Origin of the sequence: Neorhizobium descurainiae, assembly GCF_051400715.1 — a bacterium.
In the GTDB taxonomy this organism is placed as follows: domain Bacteria; phylum Pseudomonadota; class Alphaproteobacteria; order Rhizobiales; family Rhizobiaceae; genus Neorhizobium.
In genome coordinates, this window is record NZ_JBLFFK010000013.1 from 21380 (window position 1) to 47267 (window position 25888).

Sequence of the window (25888 nt, forward strand, 5' to 3'; positions counted from 1 at the left end):
CCCAGCCTTTCAGCCGCGCGTCGCCAGATCATCCGCCGCGCTCTGCATCGCAGCGAGTATGAAGTCCCTTTCCATCAGCTCATGACGGCCGTAGAGCAGGATCTCGACGTCCTGATCGCGTTCAAGGTCGACGATCGCCTTGACGATCGTCCGCTCGCCGTCGGCGAGCGTCTGATGGTAGAAGGTGACGCGCCGGACATCCGCACCCTCGGCTTCGTCCATCAGGCTGCGGAACACAAGCCCTCCCACCTGCGACGCGATTTCGGAGAAATCTATGCGGTCGCCCACGCCGAAGTCCCTGATTTCGTCCCGGCCAAGTCCTTGGTTCATGACGGAATCGAGGTTGCGGAAGACGAAGACGTCGGCTTGCCCGCCGCCCGCGAGAAAATTCACGGCGCCATTGGCAACGATGGTATCCGCTCCATTTCCACCGATCGCCGCCTCGAAGCCTTCGAGACGGTCGGCCCCGATATCGCAACCGCCTGCCGTGCCGCGATCGAGATCGATCACGACCGCCTGCACCGTGGCGGAGGCATCGTAGGTATCATTGCCCGCACCCCCGCAATAATTGTCGTTGCCGTCGCCGGCAGGTCCGGCGTTGGAAATCACGGTGACCACGATGGTATCGTTGCCCGCACCGCCGGAGACCGTATCGTTGCCGCTACCGCCGGCCAGAATGTCGTCGCCGCCGCGACCGGTCAGCCGATCGTCACCGTCGCCGCCGGCCAGAAGGTTGGCGCCGGAATCTCCGGCCAGCCGGTCGTCGCCGCTGCCGCCGACAACCGCCTCGAAGCCGTACACCCGGTCCGAGCCGACTTCGCCACCGCAAGCGAGTTCGGCTTCGAGATCGGCCAGCACCGCCTGCACCAGTGGCGTCAGATCGAGCGTGTCGAAGCCGTCACCGCCGAAATAGGCGTCGTTGCCGTCCGATGCGGTAGCGTCTTCGACTTGCACTTCCTCTCCACCCTGGCCCGCCACGATCGTGTCGTCGCCCGCACCACCGGTGACCATATCGTCACCGCTATGGCCACTCAGCCGGTCATCCCCGTCACCGCCTGCAATCGCATCGTCCCCTGCTTGGCCGTCGAGACGATTTCCCCCGACATCGCCCGTCAGCAGGTCGTCGCCCGACCCGCCGACAACCGCTTCGATACTTTCGAGCCGATCGCTGCCGATCTCCTCGCCCGTCGCCGTGCCGGCAGCAAGATCGACAACGACGGAATGCTGAGCCGTGCTGGCATCAAGCAGGTCCAGGCCTTCGCCACCGGAATAGACGTCGTCTCCATCCGATGCGGCGATCTCCGCCGTCCGCCCTTCCTCGCCGCCCGTGCCTGCGACGATCTCATCGTCACCCCCGCCTGCGACAACGACGTCATTTTCACTGCCGCCGGTTAGGCTGTCGTCGCCTTCGCCGCCGTCGAGAAGATCTTCACCCTTCCCGCCGAGGAGATCGTCGCGGCCATCGTCTCCGAACAGCCTATCGCCCCCGCTGCCGCCATCGAGCCAGTCGTCGCCACGGCCGGCAAGGAGCTGGTCATCTCCTTCATCGCCGAAGAGCATGTCGTCGCCGTCCCCGCCGAAGAGGATATCCCTGCCGCGCCCTCCGGAAAGGTGATCGCGGCCGGCGTCACCATAAAGCAGATCGTCGCCGTCGCCGCCGAGCAGCCGGTCGTCGCCATCCCCGCCGACGAGGATGTCGTCGGCTTCGCGGCCATAGATGGTATCGCCGCCGCCCAGCCCCGCGACGATGTCTTCCTGGGGCGTCCCGAGAAGCACGTCATCGCCTTCGGTACCGAAGAGTTCGCGCGGCGGATGCTTCAGGAGGTCGAAGACGGCCTGGGAGGCGACCACGCCCTGGCCGTCCGAGACGCCGTAGGAGAAGGTTACCTGCCCGAGATAGCCACGCTCCGGCGTGTAGATCCAGGCGTCGTCGCCATAGGCCCGGATCGCGCCGCTGGAGACGGTCAGGTTCTCGACCGTCAGCACGTCGCCGTCGAGATCACGGACCATCGCCAGCAGGTCGTCCAGCATGATCACCACGGACAGGTTCATCAGGCCGTTTGCAAGCTGGGCCCTGCCAAGCGAGAAAGGCAGCCGGTTGTCACGCGCGCCGTCGTCGTCATCGTCGGTATCCGGCAGCGGATCATCGTCGTCTTCGATTGCAGGATCGTCGTCCCTGTCAGTGCCGGGAAGCCCTCCATTCCCCACCGCGGGCGGTTTCCGGCCAGGGGGCAGGGAGGGGTACTCGAAATTTTCGGTCCGGTCGACGACGCCCAGATCATTGTCGTTGGCACTTCCGGCGCGAAGGGTGCGGCCGCCCGCCGAAAAGCCGGCGACATCGGCGAAAGCAAGGCGCGCGGAAGCGACGCTGCGGACGGGCCCTCCCTCATCTGCGGTAGGGCCTATCTGCGCGGCCATCTCGCGGAGGAAGGCTGCGACCTCCTCGATCACTTCGATATCGGATCTGGCCTCTTCCTGTGGCGGCGCCGTTTCTTCCGGTTCGGCGGCCGGCTGGCCGTCCTCCCGAGCCTGATCGGGCTGAACCTTGCTCAGGACCGCGCCCATGGCGCCGAAGAGGGCGGCAGGAAAAAGCACCATCTTCCTGCGGCCGCCCGTCTTCTCGGCGATTTCGAACTTGTTCATGGGGGCGATCGCCGACTGCGCGTCGGGCAATCCCAAAACCAGCTTCGTCTCCATTCATCCCTACTCCCCGTTTGCGCGCTATTCGCCGACCAGCGATTTCTGGCGCTCGCCGCCCGTGCTCTTCTCGACCACGAGAGGACGCGCCTTCGAAGGCTGGATGATCTGCTCCTTGGGTCCGAAAGCCGTCAGCCGGCCGCCCTGCACCAGACCCACCATGTCGACGGCCTGAAGCGCGCTTGGCCGATGGGCTACGATGACGACGATGCCGCCGCGCTCCCGCACCGCCGTGATCGCCTTGGTCAGGGCCTCCTCGCCTTCCGCATCCAGATTGGAATTCGGCTCGTCCAGCACGACGAGGAACGGATCGCCGTAGAGCGCGCGGGCGAGCGCTATGCGCTGGCGCTGACCCGCCGAAAGCGCCGTTCCATGCGGGCCGAGCTCGGTCTGGTAGCCATCCCGCAGATGGACGATCATTTCGTGAATGCCCGCGGTCTTCGCCGCATGGATGATCTTCCGGGCATCGGGCGTTTCGGCGAAGCGCGAGATGTTTTCCGCGATCGTCCCGTCCATGAGCGCGACGTCCTGCGGAAGATAGCCGACATGTTCGCCGAAGAACGCGTCCGTCCACTGGCCGAGATCGGCTCCGTCGATGCGCACCGAACCCCGCAAGACCGGCCATATTCCGAGTATGCTGCGGGCGAGCGTCGTCTTGCCGCCACCGCTGGGGCCGATAAGGCCGAGCGCCTGACCGGCTCTCACCTCAAGGCTGACATCGCTGAGCAGCACGGCGCCGGTCGTAGGCGCCACCGTCGTGATGTTGTCGACAACCAGGTTTTGTTGCGGAGCCGGCAGGTCGATCAGGGCCGATTTGTCCCTGAGCACGGCCAGCGTTTCGCTGATGCGGTGATAACTGCGGCGGGCGGCGACCACGCCCTTCCATTGCGCAATCGCCTGGTCGACCGGTGCGAGCGCGCGCGCCGTCACGATGGACGAGGCGATGATGGCGCCGGCCGACATTTCCCCCTTTATCGCGAGATAGGCGCCAAGTCCCAGTATCGCCGACTGGAGCATCATGCGAAGGACCTTGGAAATACCGGAAAGCGTGCCGCCGATGTCGGACGTCCTGGTCTGACATTCCAGATGGCGGCGGTTGGCGCGTTCGAACCGCTCCACGGCCCGACGTGTCATGCCCATGGCGTGCAGCACGTCGCTGTTGCGGGTGTTCGAATCCAGGACGGCATTTCGCGTCACCGATATCTTGACCATCGACCGGGCATGCCGTCGCGTCAGGATTTCGGCCACGAGCGTCAAGAGCGCCAGGACCAGAGCTCCGCCGACAGTCAGCATCCCGAGCATGGGGTGGAGCAGCCAGACGAAGATCAGATAGACGGGCATCCAGGGCAGATCGAAGAGCGCCACCGGCCCCTGGCCGGCCAGGAAGCTCCGCAGCGTATCCACGTCGCGGCCCCGCTCGGCGGCCTCGGCGGTGGAGTAGCCGTAACGCGGCATCTCGATCACCACTTCGTGTGCCAGCGGCGCGAGCCGCGAATCCAGCCTTGCTCCGAGCCGGACCAGAATCTGCGAACGCAGGATGTCGAAAATGCCCTGGAAGAGGTAGAGCCCGATCGCCAGCACCGAGAGAGCTATCAAGGTCGATATGCTACCGCTGGTCAGTGCCCGGTCATAGATCTGCAGCATGTAGAAAGCGCCCGTGAGGGCAAGGATATTGATGATGCCCGACAGGCCGAAGAGGTAGACGAAAATGCCGTGCAGCCCTTCGATCCCGGTATGTGATGTCTTCTTCTTCTCGGTCATGACACGCCCCATCCCAATACGGAAAATTCACCCCATGGCCGGACCTGCCGGCCATGGGGCCCCCTCCGGCGGTTACGACACGCCGTTGAAATCGGCAGCGCGCAGATTGTGCGTGCCGGCAAGGGTGAGTTCGAAGTCGGCTCCGGCATCCCCGTCGACATTGCCGCGGATCAGCGTGAGTTCCTCGCCGCCGACGGTCTGATGGCTGACTGAGATCTGGCCCACGGCCGTCAGCGTCCCGGAGGTCAGCGTGAAGTGCTGCACTCCGTTCGCCCCGGCATTCGCATCGATCTGCGAGAAATCGATCTTGTCGCCGGGCTGGAAGCCGTAGATCTTGTCTCCCTGCACCGCCGATGCCGAGGCAAAGCGGAAGACATCGTCGCCGAGACCACCGTCGATGATGTTGGCGACGGCGGAGGCCGTGATCACATCATGGCCGGAACCGCCCACGAAGTTTTCGAAGCCGTAAGAGATTTCCGTTCCGACCCCTCCGCCAGAGACGCTGCCGCGCTGCATATGGCCGTTGCCGAGATCGACCGTCAGGCTTCCGGTGGCTGCGGCGTAGTTCAGCGTGTCGCTTCCCTCTCCGCCCCAGTAGGAATCCGACGCTCCATCGCTGGTGGCCAGGACCGTGTCGTCGCCGGCACCGCCCCAGACCTGGTCGTCGCCGTCTCCGCCTTCGACGATGTCGTTGCCGTCTCCGCCGTGGATCCTGTCGCTTCCGGCATTGCCGAAGAGCATGTCGTTGCCCGCATGGCCGTGGATTTCGTCGTTGCCGGCGCCGCCCGAGGCGACATCGGCGCCGCCGCCGCCGGTCAGGAGGTCATCGCCGTCCTCGCCACGCAGGATGTCGTCTCCATCCTCGCCGGCCAGCAGGTCTGCACCCGCCCCTGCCAGGATGGTGTCTCCGGCAGCGGCGCCGAGCAGCACGTCGGCGCCTACGGTGCCCAGGAGGGTCCGCGCCGCAACCGGCGCGGGCTGACCATTGTCGTCATCCTCCTGCCCGCCGCACCCGTCATCCTCGACGTCGTCATTGCCGCCATCGGGATGATCGTCATCATCATCCTCTTCCTCGTCGTCGACCTCCTCGAAGGTCGGCATGCCGTCGCTTACGAAGGTTATCGTATGCGTGCCGTTGGTCATCGTCTTGACGCCATTGGCTTCGCTGACCGCGTATTCCTCCACCGTCGTGCCGGCCGGAAGCTCGATCACGTCCTGCGAACGAAGCGTGCCGACGATCGTGTCGTTGCCGCCATTGGAGCGGAAGACAATCCGGTGCGCGGAAGTCAGCGCCGAGATATCGACCGTATCGTCGCCCGCATCGCCGTCGATCGTGACGGTGTTCAGGCGCAGATGCGTGCCCGAAAAGTCTCCGATGAGCTCGAAGCTGTCGTTGCCGGCGGTGCCATTGCCGGCGGGATCCGCGCCGTTGATGCGGATCTCCTCGATCTCGGTCAGCTCTGCGACGATCGATGCGTTGTTCACGCCGTTGCGGGTGATCACGATCTCCGTCGCCGGATTGAGGCTGGTGATGATGTTGCCGGGGATCGCGTCCCAGGCCTGCCGCGTGTAGATGCGATAGATCTCGGCCGCCGCATTGCCGTTGACGACGAAAGTATCGCCCGCCGTCGTCTCGGTGTCGCCGTTGACGATGTCGCCGTTGACGATGTCGCGACCGTCGGTCGTCGCCCCAGCATTGGCGTTCCAGACGATCGTGTCGTCACCTGTGCCGCCGGCGATCGTGTCATTGCCGGTGCCGCCGGTGATCGTGTCGTTGCCGGCATTGCCGTTGACCGTATCGTTGCCGCCAAGCGCGTCGATCGTGTCATTGCCGTTCCCGCCGTTCAGCGTGTTGTTGCCGTTGGTCGCACCGCCGACCGGCGCCGATGTCGTCGCGAGGATGAAATCGCTGGCCGTGATGTCCAACCCGTCCACTTCTTCGACGAAGATGGTGCCGATCACGGCGTTGCTCGCATCGCGGACGGTGATGCGGGTATCGTCGGTTCCGGCATCCTGGATATCCTGGATCGTCACGCGGCCGGCGAAGTTGGCGGCCGTGATGCCGAGCGCACTGAGATCGATGCGATCCTGCGTCGCGGCCGTTCCGCCCGAGGCGTCGAAGTTGTTGATCGTATCGTTGCCGAAGCCCGCTGCATTGTAGACGACGACGTCGTTGCCGCTGCCGACATCGACGGTATCATTGCCCGCGCCGCCGATGATCGTATCGGTATCGTTGCCGTCACCGCCGTTCAACGTATCGTCGCCGGTGCCGCCGTCGATGAGATCGCTGCCGTCGCCGCCGTTGACCGCATCGTTGCCGCCGCCGCCGAAGAGCTGGTTGGCGCCCGAATTGCCGACAATGGTGTTGGAGAGTGCGTTGCCTGTGCCGTTGACGGCCGCGTTACCGGTGAGCGTCAGGTTTTCTAGTTCGTTGCCTAGCGTGTAGTTCGCCGCCGATTGGACGGTGTCGGTGCCGCCGTTCGCCGCCTCGACGATGACGTCGCCCGCCGTGACGACATAGGTGTCGTTGCCGGCAAGACCCGTCAGCGTATCGACCCCTGCTCCGCCTTCGATACGGTTGTTCAGGGCATTGCCCGTGCCGGCGAAGGTGGCCGCGCCGGTATAGGTCAGGTTTTCGACGTTTGCGGCCAGCGTGTAGGCGCCGAGCACTGTTTCCACTTCGTCCGTGCCGCCGCCGAGGGCTTCGACCACGACATCACCGGCGTCATCGACCGAATAGGTGTCGTTGTCGGCCCCGCCGACCATGGTATCGGAACCCGTGCCGCCGATCAGCTCGTCGTCTCCCGTGCCGCCGACCAGCAGGTCGTCGCCCGCTCCGCCGTCGAGATCGTCATTACCGCCATGACCGAACAGCAGGTCATCGCCGGTGTTGCCGAGGAGCCCGTCACCGCCGGTCGTGCCGGCAAGCGCCGTATTGACGCCGGCCTGGGCACTTCGTGTTCCGAAGTCGTCGGTGCTGAGCGCATAATCGCCGTCAAGGACGTAACCTTCGTAGGTGCTGCCGCCGAAGTTGATGAATTCGACAGCCTCGCCGGCAGTATCGAAGTGATCGGTGACGGTGATCTGCTGACCGTTGAACTGGATGACCAGGTCATCGTTTCCGGCGCCCGCCGTCGTTTCCGAGAAAGCGAGACCGGTCAGCGTCCCGCCGCTGATCGTGATTCGGTCGATGCCGCCCGTCTCGTTGATCGTGTCGGAACCGTCGGCAAGGCCGAAGGCATAGGTATCGTCGCCGAGGCCGCCGTTCAGCGTGTCGTTGCCGGCGCCGCCCATCAGGATGTCGTTTCCGGCATTGCCGTTGAGCGTATCATTGCCGCCGAGCCCGAGGATCAAATCGTCGCCCGCCGTGCCGTTCAGCGCGGTCGCACCCGTATCGTTGCCGGGCGTCCCGGTGATCACGTTGAGCGAGCTGCCATTGAACTGCAGCCGCTCGATGTTGCGCAGCTTGTCTATGCCGTCGGATACCAGGTTGGCGCCGTCGGGTACGTTGGCGGTATCGAAGCCGGTATGGGAGACCAGCAGCCCTCCATCCGCGTCGAGCGAGAAGCTGTAGTTGTTGCGGACGTCCCAGTAGGCCGCGGTATCGATGTCCCCCGCCACCTCGCCGTCGAGAATTTCGCGAACGATGTTGAGCTGCACCGGATCGATCGCTCCGGACAGCATCAGGGACTGCAGTGTGCGCCCGTTCCACTGGGCGTAGTAGGGATGGTTCTGCGGCAGGGTGATGACGGCCGCCATGCTGTCCACGGTCGCAAGCTGGGTGCCGTTGGTGTCACGGATGCTGATGCGGACATTGAGCCAGGCGTCGCCATCGATGAGATCGTCGCCGCCGCGGCCACGGATCGTGTCGTCACCGCCGCCACCGATGAGGATGTTGCCACCGTCGAAGGCGATCACCTTTTCCAGATCGACGCCCGGGCCGGTCGGCGCGGCCGGCGCCCAGCTTCCCAGGAGCTGCCGCAATCCGGCGATGCGGTCGACGCCGGCCTGGCTCAGCTCATGGCCGACCATCGTGTTTTCCGCCCCCGCCAATCCGGGATTGCCTTCGACCTCGCCTTCCCCGTTCGTGTCGCCACGGTCGTCGCCGCTGAGATGATCGTCCTTTTCCCAGCCGGACAATGCTTCGACGGCATCGAAACGATCGCGCAGGATATCCTGCTCGTCGGTGGTGAAGATCGGCACGGTGAGGTCGGAATCCGCCGTCTGGCTGTTGCCCTTGTGGATCGACCAGTCGTAGCCCAGCATGCCTTCGTTGCGCATGACGCTTTCGCCCTGGACCATGATGTCGTCACCGGTTTCAGCGTCGAAATCATGTTCATTCTGACCGGCGAACATCACGTCGTGACCGATGATCGTGGAGTTGAAGAAGAGCTCCGAATTGTCGCCCGCGGTGGTGTCGAAGCCGTTGCCGCCTTCGATCCAGTCGCTGCCTTCGTTGCCGAGCAGGAAGTCGCCGCCGTCGCCGCCGAGGATGAAGTCGTTGCCCTCACCGCCGAAGATCTCCTTGCCATCGGGGCCGGCGACGAGGAAATCCTGGCCCTGGTTGCCGAAGACCAGCGCAAGGCCGGAGCCGCCGTGGATGACGTCGTTGCCTTCCTCGCCATGCAGCATGTCGGTTTCGCCGATGTCGGTGCCGTTGTTGGTGATGATGTCGTTGCCGGTGCCGCCATGGATCTTATCGACGCCGTAGCCGGCCTCGATGCGGTCATTGCCGCCGCGCCCCCAGACGGAGTCGTCGCCGCCGCCGGAAACGATCTCGTCGGCATTCTCGGTTCCCTGGATCAGGACATGGTCGTTGGTATTGACGCGGATATAGCTTGCGACCGCCGCCGGATTGGCGACCGGGTTGATGAGACTGCCGCTCGCATCGCGGCGCTCCACCATCGGCGAAACCGCTTGCAGGAAGGGATCCTCCTGCTGCGGATCAACGTAGCCGAAGGCGTTCTGCTTGGCGTGATCCATGTAGAGCACATGATCCGGCACCGAGAAGATGTCGCCCGGAAGGGCGTAGCCGCTTTCGCCGAGATCCGTATTGTTGAGCACCATCTTGGCCAACGAGTTGTTTTCCAGCTCGTTGAGCAGGTTGAGCCCCTGGACGCGCGAGAGATAGTAGAACCGGTCGCCGTTCTGGAGGTTCTCGAGCTGCAGTTCGAAGATGAAGGAGAAGGTGGAGCCGAGCATGCCGCCGAAGGCCATCTTCTTTTCAGCGAGACCGCCAACCCACAGATCGACGAGATCGAGACCGCCGAGGTTGTCCGCATAAGCATTGCGGCCGTTCAGGAAGTCCTGCCGGTCGGCCTCGTTGAGCGACGCGTCGCCGAAGACCAGCTTCATCGCCGCGTCGCGCTTGGCGTCGACGGTGGTGGCGCCGGTGATCGTGGCGTGCGTGCCATAGGCGGCGATGAAGTTCACGATCGATGCCGGGTTCTTCATGTTGAGCGCGAAATCCACCCAGCTCTTGTAGGGGTCGAGCTGCGTATCGCCATTGGCCGCTTCCTTGAACAGCGCACGCGCTTCGTTGAGCGAAGGGATGCCGGTGTCGCGGCCGCGGGCGATGTTGATCGCCGCCAGGTCGAGGGGAATGCCGACGAGCTGGTTGCGCAGAACGTGGGTGACGAATTCGTCGATCTCGTTACCGACCTGGCTGGTCATGCCGCGCACGATCGCGCCGGCTGCGGCGTCGTGATCGATCGTATCGGAACCGAAGGCCAGCGGGTTGAGGAAGGCGTCGAAGAGGTCGAGGCTTGCGTCGCTGCCGTCGCTGTTGGTTGCGGCGACCTGCTCACGCAGCATCGAGTGACCGAAGCGATAGACGACGTGGGCGAATTCCGCGAAGATCGCCGGGTTGATGTCGGTGCTGGGGTTGAAGACGAAGGCATCGACGTCCGGCTGCACCTTGCGGGCGAATTCCTCGAAGACCAGGTGCTGGTACTGCATTTCCGTCGTGAAGCGCGCCGCCTGGAAGAGACGCTCGCCATCCCATTGAAGGGCGGCGATAACGGCGGGATCGGTCGGGATCGCCGTCACGTCGACGCGCAGCCAATCGTTGAGGAAGGCGAGATCGCCGGAGGCCAGCGCCTTGTCCTTCACCTGCTGGACCATGTGGTTGTGTTCGGAATGGAAGACGTGATGGACGGCCGAAAGGCCGATGTTCTCGTTGCCGCGTCCGTCGCCGGTGATGTAGTGCGCGTCGAGAAGCTCGTCGTCATAGACGAGGGTTCCGGCGGCAAGGCCCACCTGGTCGTCAGCGTCGGCGGTCAGTACCTGGCCGCGATCATTGACGGTCTTCGCGGCATGGGCGATGTCGTCGAGGAAGGCGTGGCCGGTCCGGAACGCCCCCGCGGGGATGGCGACGCCGAGGCCTCCATTGGCGGCCGGGTTGCCTTCCAGCAGAACGTCGTCGGCCGTGCCGAAATCCCCGTCCGCGCCGAGACCGATGACGAGCTGCGGAAAACCGTTCGGCCCGCGGATGAACTCGCCATAAGCATTGACGGCGAAAAGCGGGATATTGCCGACATCCGCATCGGTGAGCTGGAAACCGAGCTTGGTGGCCGCCTGTTCCTTCACGTCGCCCCAGGTGGCGAGGCCGCGATCCCCCTCCAGAAGCTTGCCCGTCGCGAGCGGCTTGCCGTCGACCATCGCATATTCGCGCAGGAACATCTGATGCGAGGCATGCGACGTGTAGGTCTGGTTCTGGTCGACCCAGGGCGTCGTCAGGTTTTCGGCATCGGGTGTCGTGCGCGTCAGCACCATGAAATTGGTGCGCGGGCTGTCGGGATTGTAGAGCGGGTCATCGGGCTGCAGCGGGATGAAGACGGTGCCGCTCTGCTTGGCCACGAGATCGAGGCCGTGGTCGAAGAACTGCCCGAAGAGCGTGAACCAGGAGTTGTAAGGCGCGGAAAGGCCTTCATCGGGCGCGACGTTGGGGATGATGACGGTATTCCCCTCCATCTCGATGCTATGTGTCTCGAGCAGGGTATCGAGCGCAGCCTGGGCGGCCGCTACGGCTGCGGATGCATCAGAGTTCGCGGCCTGGGCATCGGCCAGAGCCTGTTGTGCGCTTGCCAGTGCCTGCGCGGCGGTCGCGGCTTGCGCGGCCGCCGCCGCTGCCGCAGACGCGGAGGCTGCGGCAGCAGCGCCAAGGGGTTCTGCGACCGCTTCCGCCTGATCGAGGACCGCCTGAGCCTGGGTAACGGCGACGACCGCCGCAGTCTCCGCCTCCGGCTGCGGAATTCCGTCCGTCAACAAGGCAATGAGGGCTGCCGTCGCTGCGGAGACGCCGGCAGCGGCAGTTGCGACATTCGCCTGTGCAGCGTCATAGAGTGCCTGGTCCGCCGCCGCCTGGGCCGCCGCGGCGTTCGCCTGGGATTGAGCCTGGTTGGCCTCAGTCTGGACAGCCGTCACCGCGGCCTGAAGAGCGGGGATGTTCCCTCCCGCCGTGCCGGAATTCCCGATCGCCGTGTCGAGGGTGGATTTGGCCTGGACGATAGCGTTGAGCGCGGTATTGAGCGCGGCCCCGGAATAGCCCGCGTAAAGCAGGGCCGAATAGATCGCGGCGGGATTGTCGAGCGTCTGATCGACGATCAGATTGGATATGATGCGCGGATCGGCATCGACGACGTTTCCGGGCGTACCGTAGTCGTTGTTCTGGTCTACAAGCGGTCCACCGGCGTCGGGAATGGTCGCGTCGGGCCCGACATAGCCCGGAAACGGCATCGCGTCGTCATCCTCGTCGCGATAGACCGGATGGGTGACGTAGGGAAACGGATTGTCCGCAGCACCCCACTCCTCGCGCCCCTCGATCAAGTTGTTGAAGCTGCCGTCAACGGTCCTCAGACCATAGGGGGCCAGCGGATGGCTGATTGCCTGAACGGCTCCGGCCGTGCCGGCGGGCACGACATTGCCCGCCGCATCCACGTAGATTTCCGTCAGCGCAGTGCCGGCCGAATGGGCTTCGGCAATCTTGATCTGCTTCAGAATGAAAGTGAGGTCGTGCGTGTTGATCTGTACCATTTTCCCCTCCTGGGCGCCGGCTGCGCGGCAGTGCCCGTGCGTTGTCAAAGCTTCGCCTCGGCCAGAAGAGCCCGAGCTCCGCTGACAGCGAATTTTCCCTCGATCTGGACGGTTTCCCTCTCCAGCAGCTTTACGCCGTGATCCCATCCTCATCCAAAGCAAGCGACGCGTGAACGGCAGATGGTCGGACGAAATTTTCGATTTTCGTCGCAAGGGAGCGCCGGTCGTTCGGCCGGGATGAGGATGGCCGGCGGCCAGGCAACCAACTGGCCTAGAGGACAGGGTCCTCTCAGCCCTTCGGCCAGGGTCGGAGGGGACTTTTATTTTCTCTAATATATTGTCATCATTGACCTATGACGGCGGGGAGAGGAGCCTTGCTCGAAATGTCTGACACCGGGACTGATGCCATGCCTGCAGCCGCGCGGCCGAGGAACGTATCACTCCCGCTCGACTGGTTCCGGGCGCAGACGCTTTCGATGCAATTCCTCGCGGGAAGCGGCGTGCTCATCCTTTTCACGACCCTGATCGCCGGCTATCTCATATCCGAAATCACTTCCGGCAGCGCCGTGCACAACAAGGCGGGTGCGGCGGCCGTCCTCGTCCAAAGCATGACCGAGCCGATCGTCCAGGCGCTCGCCACGCAGAACATGCTGCCCGCAGAAGCCATCGAGCAGCTGGACGAGCTTCTCGCCGATCCCTCGTTCCGGCAGCGCTTCCCGCATCTGGAAGTGTGGCGGCCGGAGGGAACGGTCGCCTATTCCCTGTCGAAGGAACTGATAAACCGGGAATTCCCTCCGCCTCCCGGACTCAGGCAGGCGCTCTTAGGCGAAGTGGCGGTCTACCGCGCCGACCTGACGGCACCGGAACATACGACGCGCAACTTTCGCATCCCCTATCTGGAAATCTACAGTCCGCTCAGGGAGCATGCGTCCGGCCGGATCATCGCCGTCGCGGAAATCCACGAGGCCGTGCTGGCAGAGGAGGCCGCCAGGCTGCGATGGATGAGCTGGGCCGCGGTGGCCCTCGTCTCAGCCTTCCTGATGGCAGGCCTTTTCGGCATCGTCCAGCGCGGCAGCAGGACGATCGAGCTGCAGAAGCGCCACCTCATGCAGCGCGCGGAGGAAGCAGAGACCACTTCAGCCGAACTCCTGGAGCTGCGAGACCGCGCGCGGCGTGCCTCGCTGGAACTTGCCGACCTCAATGAAAAATTCATCCGGAGCATCGGCGCGGACCTGCATGACGGCCCTTCGCAGCTGCTGGGCTTTGCCATCCTGCAGATAGAGCAGGTTCGCACCGTCAGGACCGCCGCGCGCCGCAGGATTGCGCTCGCCGCACTGAAGGACGCGCTCGATGGCGCGCTTTCCGAAATACGCATCATCGCAAAGGCGCTCGTGCTTCCGGAAATCGAACATCTGGGCGCAGAGGCGATCATCGCCCGGGCCATCAAGCTGCACGAGGCGCGCACCGATACCAAAGTGGCGTTCGAACCGGGCGGCACCGACCTCGACCTGCCGCCGGCGATCAAGACCTGTCTCTACCGCTTCGTGCAGGAGGGCCTCAACAACGCCTACCGCCATGCAGGCGGTCACGATCAGCGGGTCCAATGCCGTATCGATGAGCGGATCATGGAAGTGTCCGTGCATGACAGCGGCAGGCCGATCGGAGCCGGATCGGGTATCGGCAAGAATACCGGAATGGGAATTTACGGATTGCGGCAACGGATCGAAAGTCTCGGAGGAAGGCTCTCGTTCGAGCGCCAGCCGGGCCGGGGCGCCCGATTGAAGATGATTTTCGAACTTGGGGAAGGAACCTGGCTTGGACAAACCGGCGTCACTCATCATCGTTGACGATCATGCGCTCTTCAGGATGGGCGTGGCGCAGACGCTGGCCCACAACGGGGAAATCAAGGTCGTGGGCGAGGGATCATCGAAGGCTGACGCGATCGCGCTGGTCGAAGCCCTGTCGCCCGCGATCGCGCTGCTCGATATATCGATGCCCGGCGGCGGCATGGACGCAGCCCGAGAGATTCATGGCCGCTGGCCCGCCGTCAAGATCGTCATGCTGACCGTTTCCGAAGACGAGGACGACGTGCTGCAGGCGTTGGAAACGGGCGCCGCCGGCTACATACTGAAGGGGATAGGAGCACCGGATCTCGTCGCGGTGCTGACGGCGATCGGCCGAGGAGAGACCTATCTCGACCCCAAAGTCGGCGCGCTCCTCTTTAATGCCATCAAGGCGCAGTCCCATCAACGCGACACGTCACACCTGCTTCAGACGCTCTCGCCAAGGGAGCGGGAGATATTCCGTCTCCTCGGGCGGGGAGCCAGCAATCCGCAAATAGCCGCCGAAATGGGGATACAGGTAAGAACCGTGAAATTCCACGTCTCGCGGATCCTCGTGAAGATGAAGGTGAAAAATCGCATTGAAGCGGCGCTGGTCGCGCAGCATCACCGCCTCGCTCAGCGTCGTGGCGCCGTCAGTTGAATCGTGCGCCCGCCTCGGCGAAGGCCATTTCCACAGAATTATCCAGCTTCTGGGCCGCAAGCACGACTTCGAGCCGGTTGCGCGCGTCAAGCTTCTGCATCAGCGCCGTCATGTAGTGCTTGACAGTTTTTTCGCTGATATCAAGCATCTGGGCGATTTCCCGGTTCGTCTTGCCCATCATCAGGTAGCTGACTATCTGCTCTTCGCGCACGCTCAACCGTTTCTCCACCCGAGTCCGCCGGCGCAGTTCGGACGCCTTCATCGACAGGATGATCTTTGTGGCAAAGCCCGGGGTTATGAAGGTGTTGCCGCCATGAACGATCCTGATCGCTTCGTGCAGATCCCTCGCCGTGCTGCCCTTCAGCACATAGCCGCAGACGCCGAGGTGGAGGATGCGGATCGCGGTTTCGATATTCGAAGCCTCCGTGAACACGATGATTTTCGTGGGATGGCAATTGCGCACGATCTTCTCGATCGTCGCCAGGATGTCGCCGGGGACGTTGAGATCGAGGACAAGGACATCAGGGCGCTTCTCCTCGGCGATCCGTAAGGCATCTATCGCATTCTCACCCTGCGCCGAGACAAAAAGATCGTCCTTGCCGGAATAGAGACTGACGAGTCCTTCGAGCAAGATCGGATGATCATCGACAAACGCAACCGATATCGGCATGTCTTATTCCCCTCCCCATGTTTTATTGAATATATTCTATGATTAAGCAGCAAGAACTCCTTTCATCGGGCACCGATTAGTACTTAAGGCGTATCACAATTGAGAATAACCCTGCGAATTAAGTACTCCATATCGACATAGAAACCTTCCGCATTTCGACAGGTTTTGCCCGCCAGATGGTCCATCGCGGTGACGTTCCATGAGGAGTTCGGGTACCAGCGCCTGTTTCCACAGCCAGCAAAACGGCGCTTTTGACGAGGCAATGAGGAGATAGGGTGCGGCCGGTCCATCACGACGCGAGGCAGCAAGGAAACCCATGATTTCCAGCGGCCTCGGGAGGCTTGGCTACCAATCGTTTTCCCGCCAGCCCCAGCACGGATGTGGCCATGTTTGGCGATGAAGACGGAGGCGGGCCGGATCAAGCCCGGAAGGGCTTTAAAGCGAAGGGCGGCCACGCGTCAATTGCGTCTGATAGCGCGGCGGCTCAACCCGCTCGAAGCCTGCCTTGCGCTTGTTCCATTCCTCTGTCGGGAGGAAGAGCGTGTCCGGCTCGCGAAGATTGGCCTTCACGGCTTCCAGATCGAGATCGAGACCGAGGCCTGGCAGGTCCGGAACCTTCACGTAGCCTTCGTCGAGATAGTTGGGTGCAAGTCCGGTCACAAGGTCCTCCCAGAAGGGGACGTCCAGACCGTGATGCTCCACAGCCATCAGGCTGTTGATCGCCGCCCCGCAATGGACGTTCGCCATGAAGCCGATCGGAGAGCAGCAGGAATGCAGTGCGGTCGCGAGACCGTAGCGGGCACCGTAATCGGCGATGCGCTTGGTTTCCAGCATGCCACCGGACGTCAGGAGATCCGGGTGCAGAACGTCGAAGGCCTGGGTTTCGATCGCTTCACGGAAGCCATCGACGAGATAGAGGTCCTCGCCGCCGGCGACCGGGGTCAGCAGGGCGTCAGCAACCTTCTTGTGCCCCTTGATGTCGTGCCAGATGACCGGGTCCTCGATCCAGGCGAGGTTGAAGGGCTCCAGCGCCTTGCCGATGCGGATCGCCTCGTCGGCGGTGACATAACCTTCGCCGAAATGGTCGACGCAGAGCGATATCTCGCCGCCGACCTCCGCGCGAACGGCACGCACGATCTCGACAGCCGTTTCGATGCCCTTTTCGGAAATCTTGGCGCCGCGGCCGGAACCCGGCGCGCGGGTGCTCCGGCCGAGATCGTATTCGTATTTTGTGGCGGAACCGACGAGCGCGCCTTCAGTCGTTTCGAAGAGCCTCGGCGGCAAGTCGAACTTGATGAAGGTGAGCCCCATATCGGCCCGCGCGCGCACGGCTTTTGCATAGGCTTCGGGCGTCAGCTTTTCAGGCGCCGGCGTGTCGCCGTAAATGCGGACCCGGTCGCGATACTTGCCGCCGAAGAACTGGTGGCAGGGCACGCCGTAGATCTTGCCGACAAGATCCCATAGCGCGATTTCAATGCCCGAGATGCCGCCCCCCTCACGGCCGTCGCCGCCGTAGAGCCGCAGCGCATTGAAGATCATGTCGACATTGCAGGGATTCTGCCCGAGGAGGAAATGCTTGAGCCGGAGCGCACTCTCCGGGTGTCCCCCGTCGCGGACTTCGCCGAGCCCGTAGACGCCCTGATTGGTGTCGATCCGGATGATCGGGTAATAGCAGATCCCCGTCACCACGGCGATGCGCATGTCGGTGATGCGGATGTCGGACGGACGGGAATGCGTCCGGACGGTGTTTTCCACAGCCTCCAGGGCTGCGGCCGCGTCGATGGGCTTGTTCACTCTCATTCTCCTGGTTTGAAAGCCGGTCTTGGGAACCCGGCTTCTGTAAAAGCGCCGCCGGCTTCAGGCTGCGTTCAATCGGGCGCCCGACTGGCGGTCGAAGACGTGCACGAGTTCCGGGGCGACCGAGGCTTCGAAAGCTTCACCAGTCAGGACCTGGCGTTCGCCGTCGACGACGGCGACGATATCGCGCCCGCCGAGATCGAACGTCACATGGGTGAGGGCTCCGGTCGGCTCTACGAACCGGGCCGGACCAGCAAGCCTGGTGCCGCTGCCATGTGCGGTAAGATGTTCCGGACGGAAGCCGATCGTTACGGGCCTGCCCTCTTCCAGACGTATGCCATCGACGCGGATCGCCTCGCCGCCCGGCAATTTCGCGAGCGGACCGAGATCGTCGCTGCCGCCGACCGCATCCACGAAATTCATGGCCGGCGTGCCTATGAAACCCGCGACGAAAAGATTGGCCGGCTTGCGATAGAGTTCCAGCGGATGCCCCTGCTGCTCGATGCGGCCGCCATGCATGACGACGATATGGTCGGCGAGCGTCATGGCCTCGATCTGGTCATGGGTGACGTAGATCGAGGTCGTCCCGACCTTCTGATGCAAGGCCTTGATTTCGGAGCGCATCTGCACGCGCAGCTTCGCGTCGAGATTGGACAACGGCTCGTCGAACAGGAAGACCTGGGGCTTGCGCACGACGGCCCGCCCCATGGCGACGCGCTGACGCTGGCCGCCGGAAAGCTGGGAAGGCCGCCGGCCGAGCAGCGGCGTCAGGCCAAGCATGCGGGCCGCCTCGCTGACGCGGGCATCGATCTCCGCCTGCGGCTTCTTCGCGAGCTTTAGATTGAAGCCCATGTTCTCGGCTACCGACATATGCGGATAGAGCGCATAGTTCTGGAAGACCATCGCGATATTGCGTTCGCGCGGCGTCAGGTCGTTGACCACCTTGCTGCCGATCGAGATTTCCCCGGCCGTGGTTTCCTCCAGCCCAGCGATCATTCGCAGCAGCGTCGACTTTCCGCATCCGGAAGGGCCGACCAGCGCGACGAAGGCGCCGTCCTCGATCTTCAGGTCGAGACTGTGAATGACGTCCAACGCCCCGAAGGTCTTCTTGACACCAGTCATCTGAACGGAAGCCATGGCTTTCTCCTGTCTTGATCGGATGTGCCGGGCGGTTGCCCGCCCGGCAGTTTTCATCAGCCGGCGCGGCGCATCGTGCGTTCCCAACCGGATGCGACCTCATCCATCGCATCCTTCGGGGAGGCCTGCGCGAGCAGCGTCTTGGAGAGGCCAGCGCGAAGCTGGGCTTCGACGGCACCCCAATAAGCATCGCGCGGATTGGCGATCGCAGTCTTGAGCTGGTCGGCCATAACGCCGGTAAAGCCGTAAGTGTTGACGACTTCAGGATCTGTGAGGACGGAGAGGCGCGCCGAGGCATTGCCCTTTTCCATCGAGCGTTTCGCCCATTCACGACTGGTGATGAACTGGACGAATTCGAAGGCCCAGCCGGTGTTGGCGCCTTTGGACGGAACAGCAAAGCTCCAGCCGCCGAGCGAGGAGCGGCTGTTGGCGGCGCTTTCACGGCCCGGCACCATCGCCCATTTCCACTTGCCCTTAGTCTTTGACTTGTCGGAACGGTTGATGGGGGTTGCGGAGGCATTGAGCGTAATCGCCATGGCGTAGCGGTCGTTCTGGCCATTGGCGATGATTTCGTCCCATTCCCAGGTCACGGCGTCCTGCGGCACGACATTGTACTTGTTGAGCAGGCTTGCGTAGAATTCCAGACCGGCAAGCGACTTTTCGTTGTTGATCCAGATGTCCTTGGTCTTGCTGTCGTAGAAACCACCGCCCGCCGACAGGAGATAGGGGCCGAAGTGATCGACGATCGCGCCGCCCTGGCGAGCGCAATAGCCGACACCGAAGCGGTTCGGCTTGCCGGCCTCGGTCAGCTTCTGCGCTGCGTCGAGATATTCGGCGAAGGTAGTCGGCGGCGCCTTTATGCCGACCGCTTCCAAGAGAGCCGGCTGATAGTGCAGGATATAGGTGGTGCTGCGGTAAGGAACGCCGCGCAAGACGCCATCGATGCTGGCTAGATCGAGCGAGGCCTGCGAGAACTCGTCCATGCCGAAGTCTGCCGCGTATTTGCCGCCGGCCTTCTTCAGCAACTCGTTGACGTCCTCCATGTACGTGTGCATCCAGCCGATCATCGATGCGCCCATCTGCATCACGTCGAAACTCGTCGTGCTGCCGCTCGTCAATTCCGCGCGGGCGCGGGTGATCAGCGGCTCGTTCGGCAACTGGATATATTCGACCTCGATTCCAGTTTCCTTGGTGAAAGCCGGAATGGCATCCTCGATGACCGTACCCTTCCACGGCGCGCTGTCACCGAGGACGGTCAGCTTGGCCGGTTTGCTCTGGGCAAGCGCCGGGGTGAAGAGCGTCGAGCTCATCAGCCCGGCGCCGGCGATCGTCGCGGCCGAGCCGATCATCATATTGCGGCGGCTGATCGATGGTCCGCCCAGAATTCCCTTGTTCTTCTCCATTCCCATTTCCTCCTCCGTTGATGCATTCGCGTTCATTTCACCGTTCCCGACGATAGCCCCTGCACCAGGTGCTTCTGGACGATCAGCGAGAAGATGATGACGGGGATGACGACGAGCACGCCCGAAGCGGTGATCGCTCCCCAATTGGTGCCGGTCTCCCCGCCGGCATAACTTGCGAGCAGCACCGGCGAGGTGCGCGTTGCGTTGTTCGTCAGGATCGCCGCGAAGATGAAGTCGTTCCAGGCAAGCAGAAGCGACAGGATCGCGGCGGTCACGATGCCCGGCCGGGCGAGCGGCAGCACGATCTTGCGGAAGGCGAGCATGCGCGAGGCGCCGTCGATATAGGCGGCCTCTTCCAGCTCCTTCGGCAGGTTGGCGAAATAGTCCTTCATCACCCAGACGATCAGCGGCAGGCTGAAGGTCGTGTAGGCGATGATGACCGAAATGCGGGTGTTCGATAGACCGACCGCCTTGAACAGCACGAAGAGCGGCAGAAGGATCGCGACAGGCGGCAGCATGCGCATGATCAGCAGCGTGATCATCGCGACGCCCTGTCCCGGAAAGCGGAAGCGCGCGAACGTGTAGGACGCCGGGATACCGATGAGCAGGGAAAGCGTTACCGAAGCCGTCGTGACGACCAGCGAATTGCCGAAGGACGTCAGGAAATCCGATTGCGTCAGCACCTGCGCATAGTTCTCGAAGGTCGGTATCCAGAAGAAGACCGGCGGATTGGTGAAGATCTGCTCGCGGGTCTTGAGCGAGATGCCGACGATCCACAGAAGCGGGAAGACGAAAACCAGGAAAAGGCTGATCAGTCCCGTATAGGTCAGCACGTAGTGGATCAACTTGCGGCGCCTGCCGCGGGCAAAACCGGACATCACTGAATCTCCTTCCGCTTCGTGGCGAGGATGAAGAACACGCAGAAGATCAGCACGATGAAGAGCATGACCCAGGACGAGGCGGCCGCGAGCGTCAGATCAAAGGACAGGAACGACGCCTCGAACGTGTAGACGGAGAGAAGCTTGGTGGCATTGGCCGGGCCGCCACCCGTCATCACCCAGATGTTCTCGAACGAGCGGAATTCGAAGATCGTGCGGAGAAGAACTGCAACGACCACGTAGGGCATCAGCAGCGGCAGCGTGACGTGGCGAAAGGTCTGCCAGGAATTTGCGCCGTCGACCGCCGCCGCCTCGACCGGTTCGGTCGGCAGCGATTGCAGCCCGGCGAGCAGCAGGATCGCGACGAACGGCGTGTTCTGCCAGATATTGACGATGCCGACGGCTATCAGCGCAAGATCAGGATCGCCGAGCCAGACCGTCTTGGTGCCGAGAATGGCGTTAACCAGACCGTAGCTCGGATCGAGCAGCAGTTTCCAGGTGAGCGCCGCAACGATCGGCGTGATCATCATCGGAATGATGAGCGCTGTACGGAAGATGCGCACGAAAGGCACGCGGCTGTTCAAGAGGAGCGCAATGCCGAGCCCGAGCAGCAACTCGCTCGTGACCGTCGCCATCGTATAGCCAATCGTGAGCGCAAGACTCGAGCGGAACAGCGGATCGGTGAAGAGGTCCTGATAATTGGCGAAGCCGACGAACCTGCCGGCAAACAATCCGCTGTCGATCGTCCAACCCTGGAAGCTCAGAAGCAGCGAGAACGCCAGCGGAATACCGAAGACGAGAAGGCTTGCGACGATCGTCGGCACGATCGTCAGCGGTACGAAGATACGGTCCTGGAATTTGATCCATGCATTGCGGCGCTCGGACGCGACATCCTCGCCAATGACATCGGCGAAGTTGCCCGCCGGCTCGAATTGCTGAGCCACCATTCTCTCTTTCCTCCTCGCGGGGCAGGCCCCTCCAGACCCCAGCGCCGCCTTATCTCAGCCTAACGCCTTGCGTCACTACTCAAAACAAAACATAACGAAATTCAAGTGAAATTTGCTGCTCTGTTATTTTTATCGCTACAATTAGCAGGAAATTTGCCAGAAAGACCCTGCCAGAGGCGGAAAATTCGCCTTAAAGACCCGCAGTAACCTCTTATTCCCTATCGCTGTTATGTTGTTAGGTAAGGCGTGCCGGCGTCCTCACCCGCCAATACTTTTGCGAGAAAGGCACACGCCAGCATGCCGGGATCATCAAGACCGACGCTTTTCCCGGCGAAGAATTTTGCCCGACCCATCCGGCAAGGCCTGTCCCTGAATTCTATCAAAGCCCTATTGAGCGCCTCACAGGCCGCAGACCCAACACTTCCGGCATCCGTCTTGCCGGCCGTCGCAACCGCCACGGCGTCCAACGCATCGAGAACGGTCTTGTCGCCCAGTTTCGCCCCGCCCCGCGCCATCATCCCATCGCGCGCCATGGCAACGAGGCTGGAAAGCTCGCTCCATTGGACGGCCTCGCGCCCTTTCGTCTGCTTCGATAACGAAAGCAGCGCACCGGTGAAAAGCGTTCCCAGGCTCGAACCGGTTGCCGACATGGCGACCCGCGCCAGCCTGCCGAAGGCGTCGCTGACAGATGCCGCCGCCTGCGGTTCGGCTGCCGCCATGGCCGCGATGACGCGGGCGAGCATGGAACCGGTATCGCCATCCCCGAGCTTCGCGTCCGCAACGTTGAGTTCCTGCTCCAGGCGTTCCATGGCCTCGGCGGCGCGCCGAACGCCTACAGCGATCTGGGAGACGGTCAGTTCCATCAGGCACCCCTCCAGAACGGGCATTCTGCCGGCGCCCGCAACAGGGCCTTCAACTCCTCGTCCAGATGGAAGAGGCTGACGGAAGCGCCCTGCATTTCCATCGAGGTCACGTAATTGCCAACCAGGGGGTGAGCGATCGTAAGTCCGGCCTGATCGAGGCGGCTTTTGACGCGCCGGTAGAGGATGAAAAGCTCCTCCAGAGGCGTCGCACCAAGGCCGTTGACCAACACCGAGACTTCGCCGCCGGCTTTCGCGGGGAGGTCGGCCAGAAGCCGGTCGATCATCTCGTCCGCGATCACGTCGGCAGGTCGGAGCCTGTCGCGCCATATGCCGGGCTCGCCATGGATGCCGATGCCCATTTCGATCTCGTCTTCGGCGAGTTCGAAGCTTGGCCTGGCGGCCGAGGGCAAACGGCAGGGTGCAAGGCCGACGCCGATCGTTCGGGTCGCGGCGACAGCCTTCGCCGCGATGCGCGTCACTTCCTCCAGGTCGGCACCCGCTTCGGCGGCAGCACCGGCAGTCTTATAGGCATAGATCAGTCCGGCAACGCCGCGGCGCCTGCCGATCTCATCCGGCCCGCCGCTGGCAATGTCGTCTGTGCCAAGCACGGTCGTGCAGCGGATGCCCTCATCCTCCAGCACCTCGCCGGCCATGTCGAAATTCATCCGATCGCCGCCGTAATTGCCGTAAAGCCTAAGCACTCCGCGCCCGCCGTCCGCAAGCCGGATCGCATCGATGCAGCTATCGATATTCGGCCCTTCGAAGACGTTGCCGATCGCACAGGTATCGATCAGCCCCCTACCGACATAGCCGGTAAAAAGCGGCAGGTGACCGAAGCCCCCGCCCGAAACAATGCCGACCTTGCCTTCGGTCATGCCTTCAGCACGACGGATGACCCGGCCGGCCGCTCCGTCGCGAACGAGTGACGGGAAGGCAAGCGTCAAGCCATCGAGCGACTCGTCGACATAACCGGCGGGATCATTGATCAGCTTCTTCATAAAACAGGTCTTTCAATCGAGATTGGCATAGAAATTTATGGCGTTGTCGTGGAAGAGCATGCGCCGTTCGGCCTCGCTCATCGGCATGACGATCGCCCGCTGCGGGTCATCGAAATCCCAATGCGGATAGTCGGTCGCGAACATCATGCGATCGAAGCCGATGAGTTCGAAAAGCAGCCGCAGGTCGTCGCGATGCTCCGGCTCTTCGGCCGGCTGGGTGGTGAACCAGACATTCTGCTTGAGATATTCCGAGGGTGGCCTTTTGCAGAGCGGTGTTTCGCCGCGCATCTTCCGCCAGTGATTGTCGAGCCGCCAGGCAAGCGACGGCACCCAGGCGAATCCGGCCTCGATCATCACGACGCGGAGCTTGGGAAAGAGCTCGAACACGCCTTCGAGGATCATGCTCGCCACCTGCGCATGGGCGCTGTGGGTCAGCACGTGATGATCCTCGATGTAATAGTCCGGCCAGCCGCTTGGCGAGGGGGCATAGGGAGATGGCCCGCCGACGTGAAAGCCGATCGGCATCTCGTTGCGTTGCGCGGCTTCGAAGATCGGCCAGTATCGCTTGCGGCCGATCGGCTCGACCGACCGCGAGCCGAGCTGGATCTGCGCGAAATTCCGGTCGCCGGCGCGGCGCTCGATCTCCTCGACGGCAAGTTCCGCATCCTCGGCACCGATATGGATCGAGGCTTTCAGGCGCTTGTCCTTCGAGGTGAACTCGTCCACCTGCCAATCGTTGGTGGCCGTGCAAAGCGCCGCCGAAAGGTCCGTGTTGCGGGCGTTGTTGGCGCCGACGATCGGCTCCAGAATGCCGAACCGGATGTTATGCGCGTCGAGATGCTGGACCTGCATGAATTCGAGGTCGGAACCGGGCGGATTGCCGTTCGGCGGCCAGGCATCGCGGCGCGCGGTCTCCGGCGTGAAGCGCGGATACGGGCCGCCGCGGGTTGCGTAGACGCAATGCGCTAAGCTTCCGTAGGTATCGAGATGATCCCGCCAGCGCTTTTCGAGATAGGGATGCAGCGCTTGCCTGTGCTTCAGCGACGGATGGATGTCGCAGTCGATGAACTGGAATTTGGCGGCCGCCTCGGCCGGTTGTTCCAGGGCTTGATCGGGCGCATTCACTGGATCGTCTCCCCCAGCCGCGGATAGGTGGCAAGCGGATTGTCGTTCATCATCTTTTCGATGAGACGGGCCGGCACGCCCTCGGGAAGCACGCGCTCGCCGTCGAACTGCCAGTGCGGATAGTCGGAGGCGAAGAGCAGCATGTCGTCCGAGCCGATCTGGTTCAGCACCCGTTCGAGAACAGCCGGATCGGAGGGGCCGTCGATCGGCTGCGCAGTCAGACGCACGTGCCGACGGACGATGTCGATCGGGGACTCGTCCACCCACGGCACTTCCGGCCGCACGGCCCGCCAGGTCTTGCGCGCGCGCCACAGGAAGCCCGGCAGCCAGGTCACTCCGCTTTCGATCAGGACGATCTTGAGGTCGGGAAATTTGACGAAGACGCCCTGCGCGATGAGGCTTAGCAGCTGACTCTCGAAGGCATGATTATTGCTGACATAGTCCTGCAGGTAATGGCTCGGCCAACCGTTCGTGGTCGGTGCATAACGATAGAGGCTGCCCGCATGCAGGCCGATCGGCAGGTTGTGGCGAACCGCCGCCTTAAAGATCGGCCAGTAATGCTGCTTGCCGAGCATCATGTCGAGCGCCACCGGCATCAGGATTTGCACGAAACGGCGATCATCGGCGAGCCGTTCGATCTCCTCGACGGCGAGATGCGGGTTCTGGGTCGGGACGACGATCGAAGCGCGCAGCCGCGGATCGCGCGCCAGCCACTCCGCCCTCACCCAATCGTTGACCGCCGAGCAGATCGCGGCTCCCATCGTCTCGCTGATCGAAAACGACCCGCCATAGAGCACGTTGCAGATCGCGAACCGGGAGCCGAAACCATCGAGGGCGTGCTTCTGCAGGAGGTCGAAACGGCTGCCGGGAACGGCGTCGCCGTCGCGCCAGTCCGGCCGGCAGGCGATCGGCGAATTCGGCAGGTAGCTCGACGGCTGGAAACCATCCTGCCCGCGGGCAATGAAGGCTTCGCGCCAATAGTCGCTCATGTAAGGCAGCAAAACCTTGATGGTCGGCACACCCGGGTGGATATCGCAATCGATGGCATTCGAAATCGACAAGACGGAACCTCCTCATTCCGGACTTGCGTGGCG

General features: G+C 63.0%; 15 protein-coding genes. 2 read left to right on the forward strand and 13 right to left on the reverse strand.

Features of this window, described 5'->3' with window-relative positions; translation table 11 throughout:
- Positions 1–9: 9 nt before the first annotated feature.
- The 3 genes from ACMGE0_RS20760 to ACMGE0_RS20770 all read right to left on the reverse strand — a co-directional run bounded on the left by ACMGE0_RS20760 (position 10) and on the right by ACMGE0_RS20770 (position 12492).
- Entirely contained in the window at positions 10–2697 is a 2688-nt protein-coding gene (locus ACMGE0_RS20760; RefSeq protein WP_436817787.1) for a cadherin-like domain-containing protein, read from the reverse strand.
- A gap of 24 nt (positions 2698–2721) precedes the next feature.
- Positions 2722–4458, reverse strand: coding sequence for a type I secretion system permease/ATPase (locus tag ACMGE0_RS20765; protein ID WP_436817788.1), 1737 nt, complete (start codon positions 4456–4458; stop codon positions 2722–2724).
- A gap of 72 nt (positions 4459–4530) precedes the next feature.
- Complete coding sequence (locus ACMGE0_RS20770; RefSeq protein ID WP_436817789.1) at positions 4531–12492, reverse strand: peroxidase family protein; 7962 nt, start codon at positions 12490–12492, stop codon at positions 4531–4533.
- 383 nt (positions 12493–12875) lie between these two features.
- Between ACMGE0_RS20770 and ACMGE0_RS20775 the strand changes: the two genes are divergently transcribed.
- Complete coding sequence (locus ACMGE0_RS20775; protein ID WP_436817790.1) at positions 12876–14339, forward strand: sensor histidine kinase; 1464 nt, start codon at positions 12876–12878, stop codon at positions 14337–14339.
- The gene (locus ACMGE0_RS20780; RefSeq protein ID WP_436817791.1) at positions 14308–14976 is read left to right on the forward strand and encodes a response regulator; all 669 of its coding nucleotides are present in this window, start codon (positions 14308–14310) and stop codon (positions 14974–14976) included. The genes ACMGE0_RS20775 and ACMGE0_RS20780 overlap by 32 nt, the downstream gene beginning before the upstream one ends.
- On the opposite strand, the gene ACMGE0_RS20785 is transcribed toward ACMGE0_RS20780, so the two are convergent.
- The 10 genes from ACMGE0_RS20785 to ACMGE0_RS20830 form a co-directional block, all read right to left on the reverse strand.
- On the reverse strand, positions 14969–15646 hold the full coding sequence (locus tag ACMGE0_RS20785; RefSeq protein ID WP_436817792.1) for a LuxR C-terminal-related transcriptional regulator: 678 nt from the start codon (positions 15644–15646) through the stop codon (positions 14969–14971). The genes ACMGE0_RS20780 and ACMGE0_RS20785 overlap by 8 nt on opposite strands.
- A 435-nt stretch (positions 15647–16081) precedes the next feature.
- Entirely contained in the window at positions 16082–17440 is a 1359-nt protein-coding gene (locus ACMGE0_RS20790) for a mandelate racemase/muconate lactonizing enzyme family protein (protein ID WP_436817793.1), read from the reverse strand.
- A 63-nt stretch (positions 17441–17503) separates the two neighbouring features.
- A complete protein-coding gene (locus ACMGE0_RS20795; RefSeq protein ID WP_436817794.1) occupies positions 17504–18637 on the reverse strand; it encodes an ABC transporter ATP-binding protein in 1134 nt (377 codons plus the stop codon).
- Positions 18637–19983: an ABC transporter substrate-binding protein gene (locus tag ACMGE0_RS20800; protein ID WP_436817795.1), complete on the reverse strand. Its 1347-nt coding sequence runs from the start codon at positions 19981–19983 to the stop codon at positions 18637–18639. The genes ACMGE0_RS20795 and ACMGE0_RS20800 overlap by 1 nt, the downstream gene beginning before the upstream one ends.
- Positions 19984–20015: 32 nt before the next feature.
- The gene (locus tag ACMGE0_RS20805) at positions 20016–20861 is read right to left on the reverse strand and encodes a carbohydrate ABC transporter permease (protein WP_436817796.1); all 846 of its coding nucleotides are present in this window, start codon (positions 20859–20861) and stop codon (positions 20016–20018) included.
- On the reverse strand, positions 20861–21808 hold the full coding sequence (locus ACMGE0_RS20810) for a carbohydrate ABC transporter permease (protein WP_436817797.1): 948 nt from the start codon (positions 21806–21808) through the stop codon (positions 20861–20863). The genes ACMGE0_RS20805 and ACMGE0_RS20810 overlap by 1 nt, the downstream gene beginning before the upstream one ends.
- Before the next feature lie 227 nt (positions 21809–22035).
- Positions 22036–22671 carry a dihydroxyacetone kinase subunit L gene (locus ACMGE0_RS20815; protein ID WP_436817798.1) on the reverse strand — a complete coding sequence of 212 codons (636 nt, stop codon included), beginning with the start codon at positions 22669–22671 and terminating at the stop codon, positions 22036–22038.
- Positions 22671–23669, reverse strand: a complete 999-nt coding sequence (locus ACMGE0_RS20820; protein ID WP_436817799.1) for a dihydroxyacetone kinase subunit DhaK — start codon at positions 23667–23669, stop codon at positions 22671–22673. The genes ACMGE0_RS20815 and ACMGE0_RS20820 overlap by 1 nt, the downstream gene beginning before the upstream one ends.
- Positions 23670–23681: 12 nt before the next feature.
- Positions 23682–24794: an amidohydrolase family protein gene (locus tag ACMGE0_RS20825; protein ID WP_436817800.1), complete on the reverse strand. Its 1113-nt coding sequence runs from the start codon at positions 24792–24794 to the stop codon at positions 23682–23684.
- Positions 24791–25855 carry an amidohydrolase family protein gene (locus ACMGE0_RS20830; RefSeq protein WP_436817801.1) on the reverse strand — a complete coding sequence of 355 codons (1065 nt, stop codon included), beginning with the start codon at positions 25853–25855 and terminating at the stop codon, positions 24791–24793. The genes ACMGE0_RS20825 and ACMGE0_RS20830 overlap by 4 nt, the downstream gene beginning before the upstream one ends.
- Positions 25856–25888: the final 33 nt, after the last annotated feature.

Bases quoted from the DNA above. Each gene is read 5' to 3' on its own strand.
- ACMGE0_RS20810 (WP_436817797.1), bottom strand. From the start codon at position 21,808: ATGGTGGCTCAGCAATTCGAGCCGGCGGGCAACTTCGCCGATGTCATT.
- ACMGE0_RS20800 (WP_436817795.1), bottom strand. From the start codon at position 19,983: ATGGAGAAGAACAAGGGAATTCTGGGCGGACCATCGATCAGCCGCCGC.
- ACMGE0_RS20770 (WP_436817789.1), bottom strand. From the start codon at position 12,492: ATGGTACAGATCAACACGCACGACCTCACTTTCATTCTGAAGCAGATC.
- ACMGE0_RS20760 (WP_436817787.1), bottom strand. From the start codon at position 2,697: ATGGAGACGAAGCTGGTTTTGGGATTGCCCGACGCGCAGTCGGCGATC.
- ACMGE0_RS20805 (WP_436817796.1), bottom strand. From the start codon at position 20,861: ATGTCCGGTTTTGCCCGCGGCAGGCGCCGCAAGTTGATCCACTACGTG.
- ACMGE0_RS20795 (WP_436817794.1), bottom strand. From the start codon at position 18,637: ATGAAAACTGCCGGGCGGGCAACCGCCCGGCACATCCGATCAAGACAG.
- ACMGE0_RS20765 (WP_436817788.1), bottom strand. From the start codon at position 4,458: ATGACCGAGAAGAAGAAGACATCACATACCGGGATCGAAGGGCTGCAC.
- ACMGE0_RS20815 (WP_436817798.1), bottom strand. From the start codon at position 22,671: ATGGAACTGACCGTCTCCCAGATCGCTGTAGGCGTTCGGCGCGCCGCC.
- ACMGE0_RS20820 (WP_436817799.1), bottom strand. From the start codon at position 23,669: ATGAAGAAGCTGATCAATGATCCCGCCGGTTATGTCGACGAGTCGCTC.
- ACMGE0_RS20785 (WP_436817792.1), bottom strand. From the start codon at position 15,646: ATGCCGATATCGGTTGCGTTTGTCGATGATCATCCGATCTTGCTCGAA.
- ACMGE0_RS20775 (WP_436817790.1), top strand. From the start codon at position 12,876: ATGTCTGACACCGGGACTGATGCCATGCCTGCAGCCGCGCGGCCGAGG.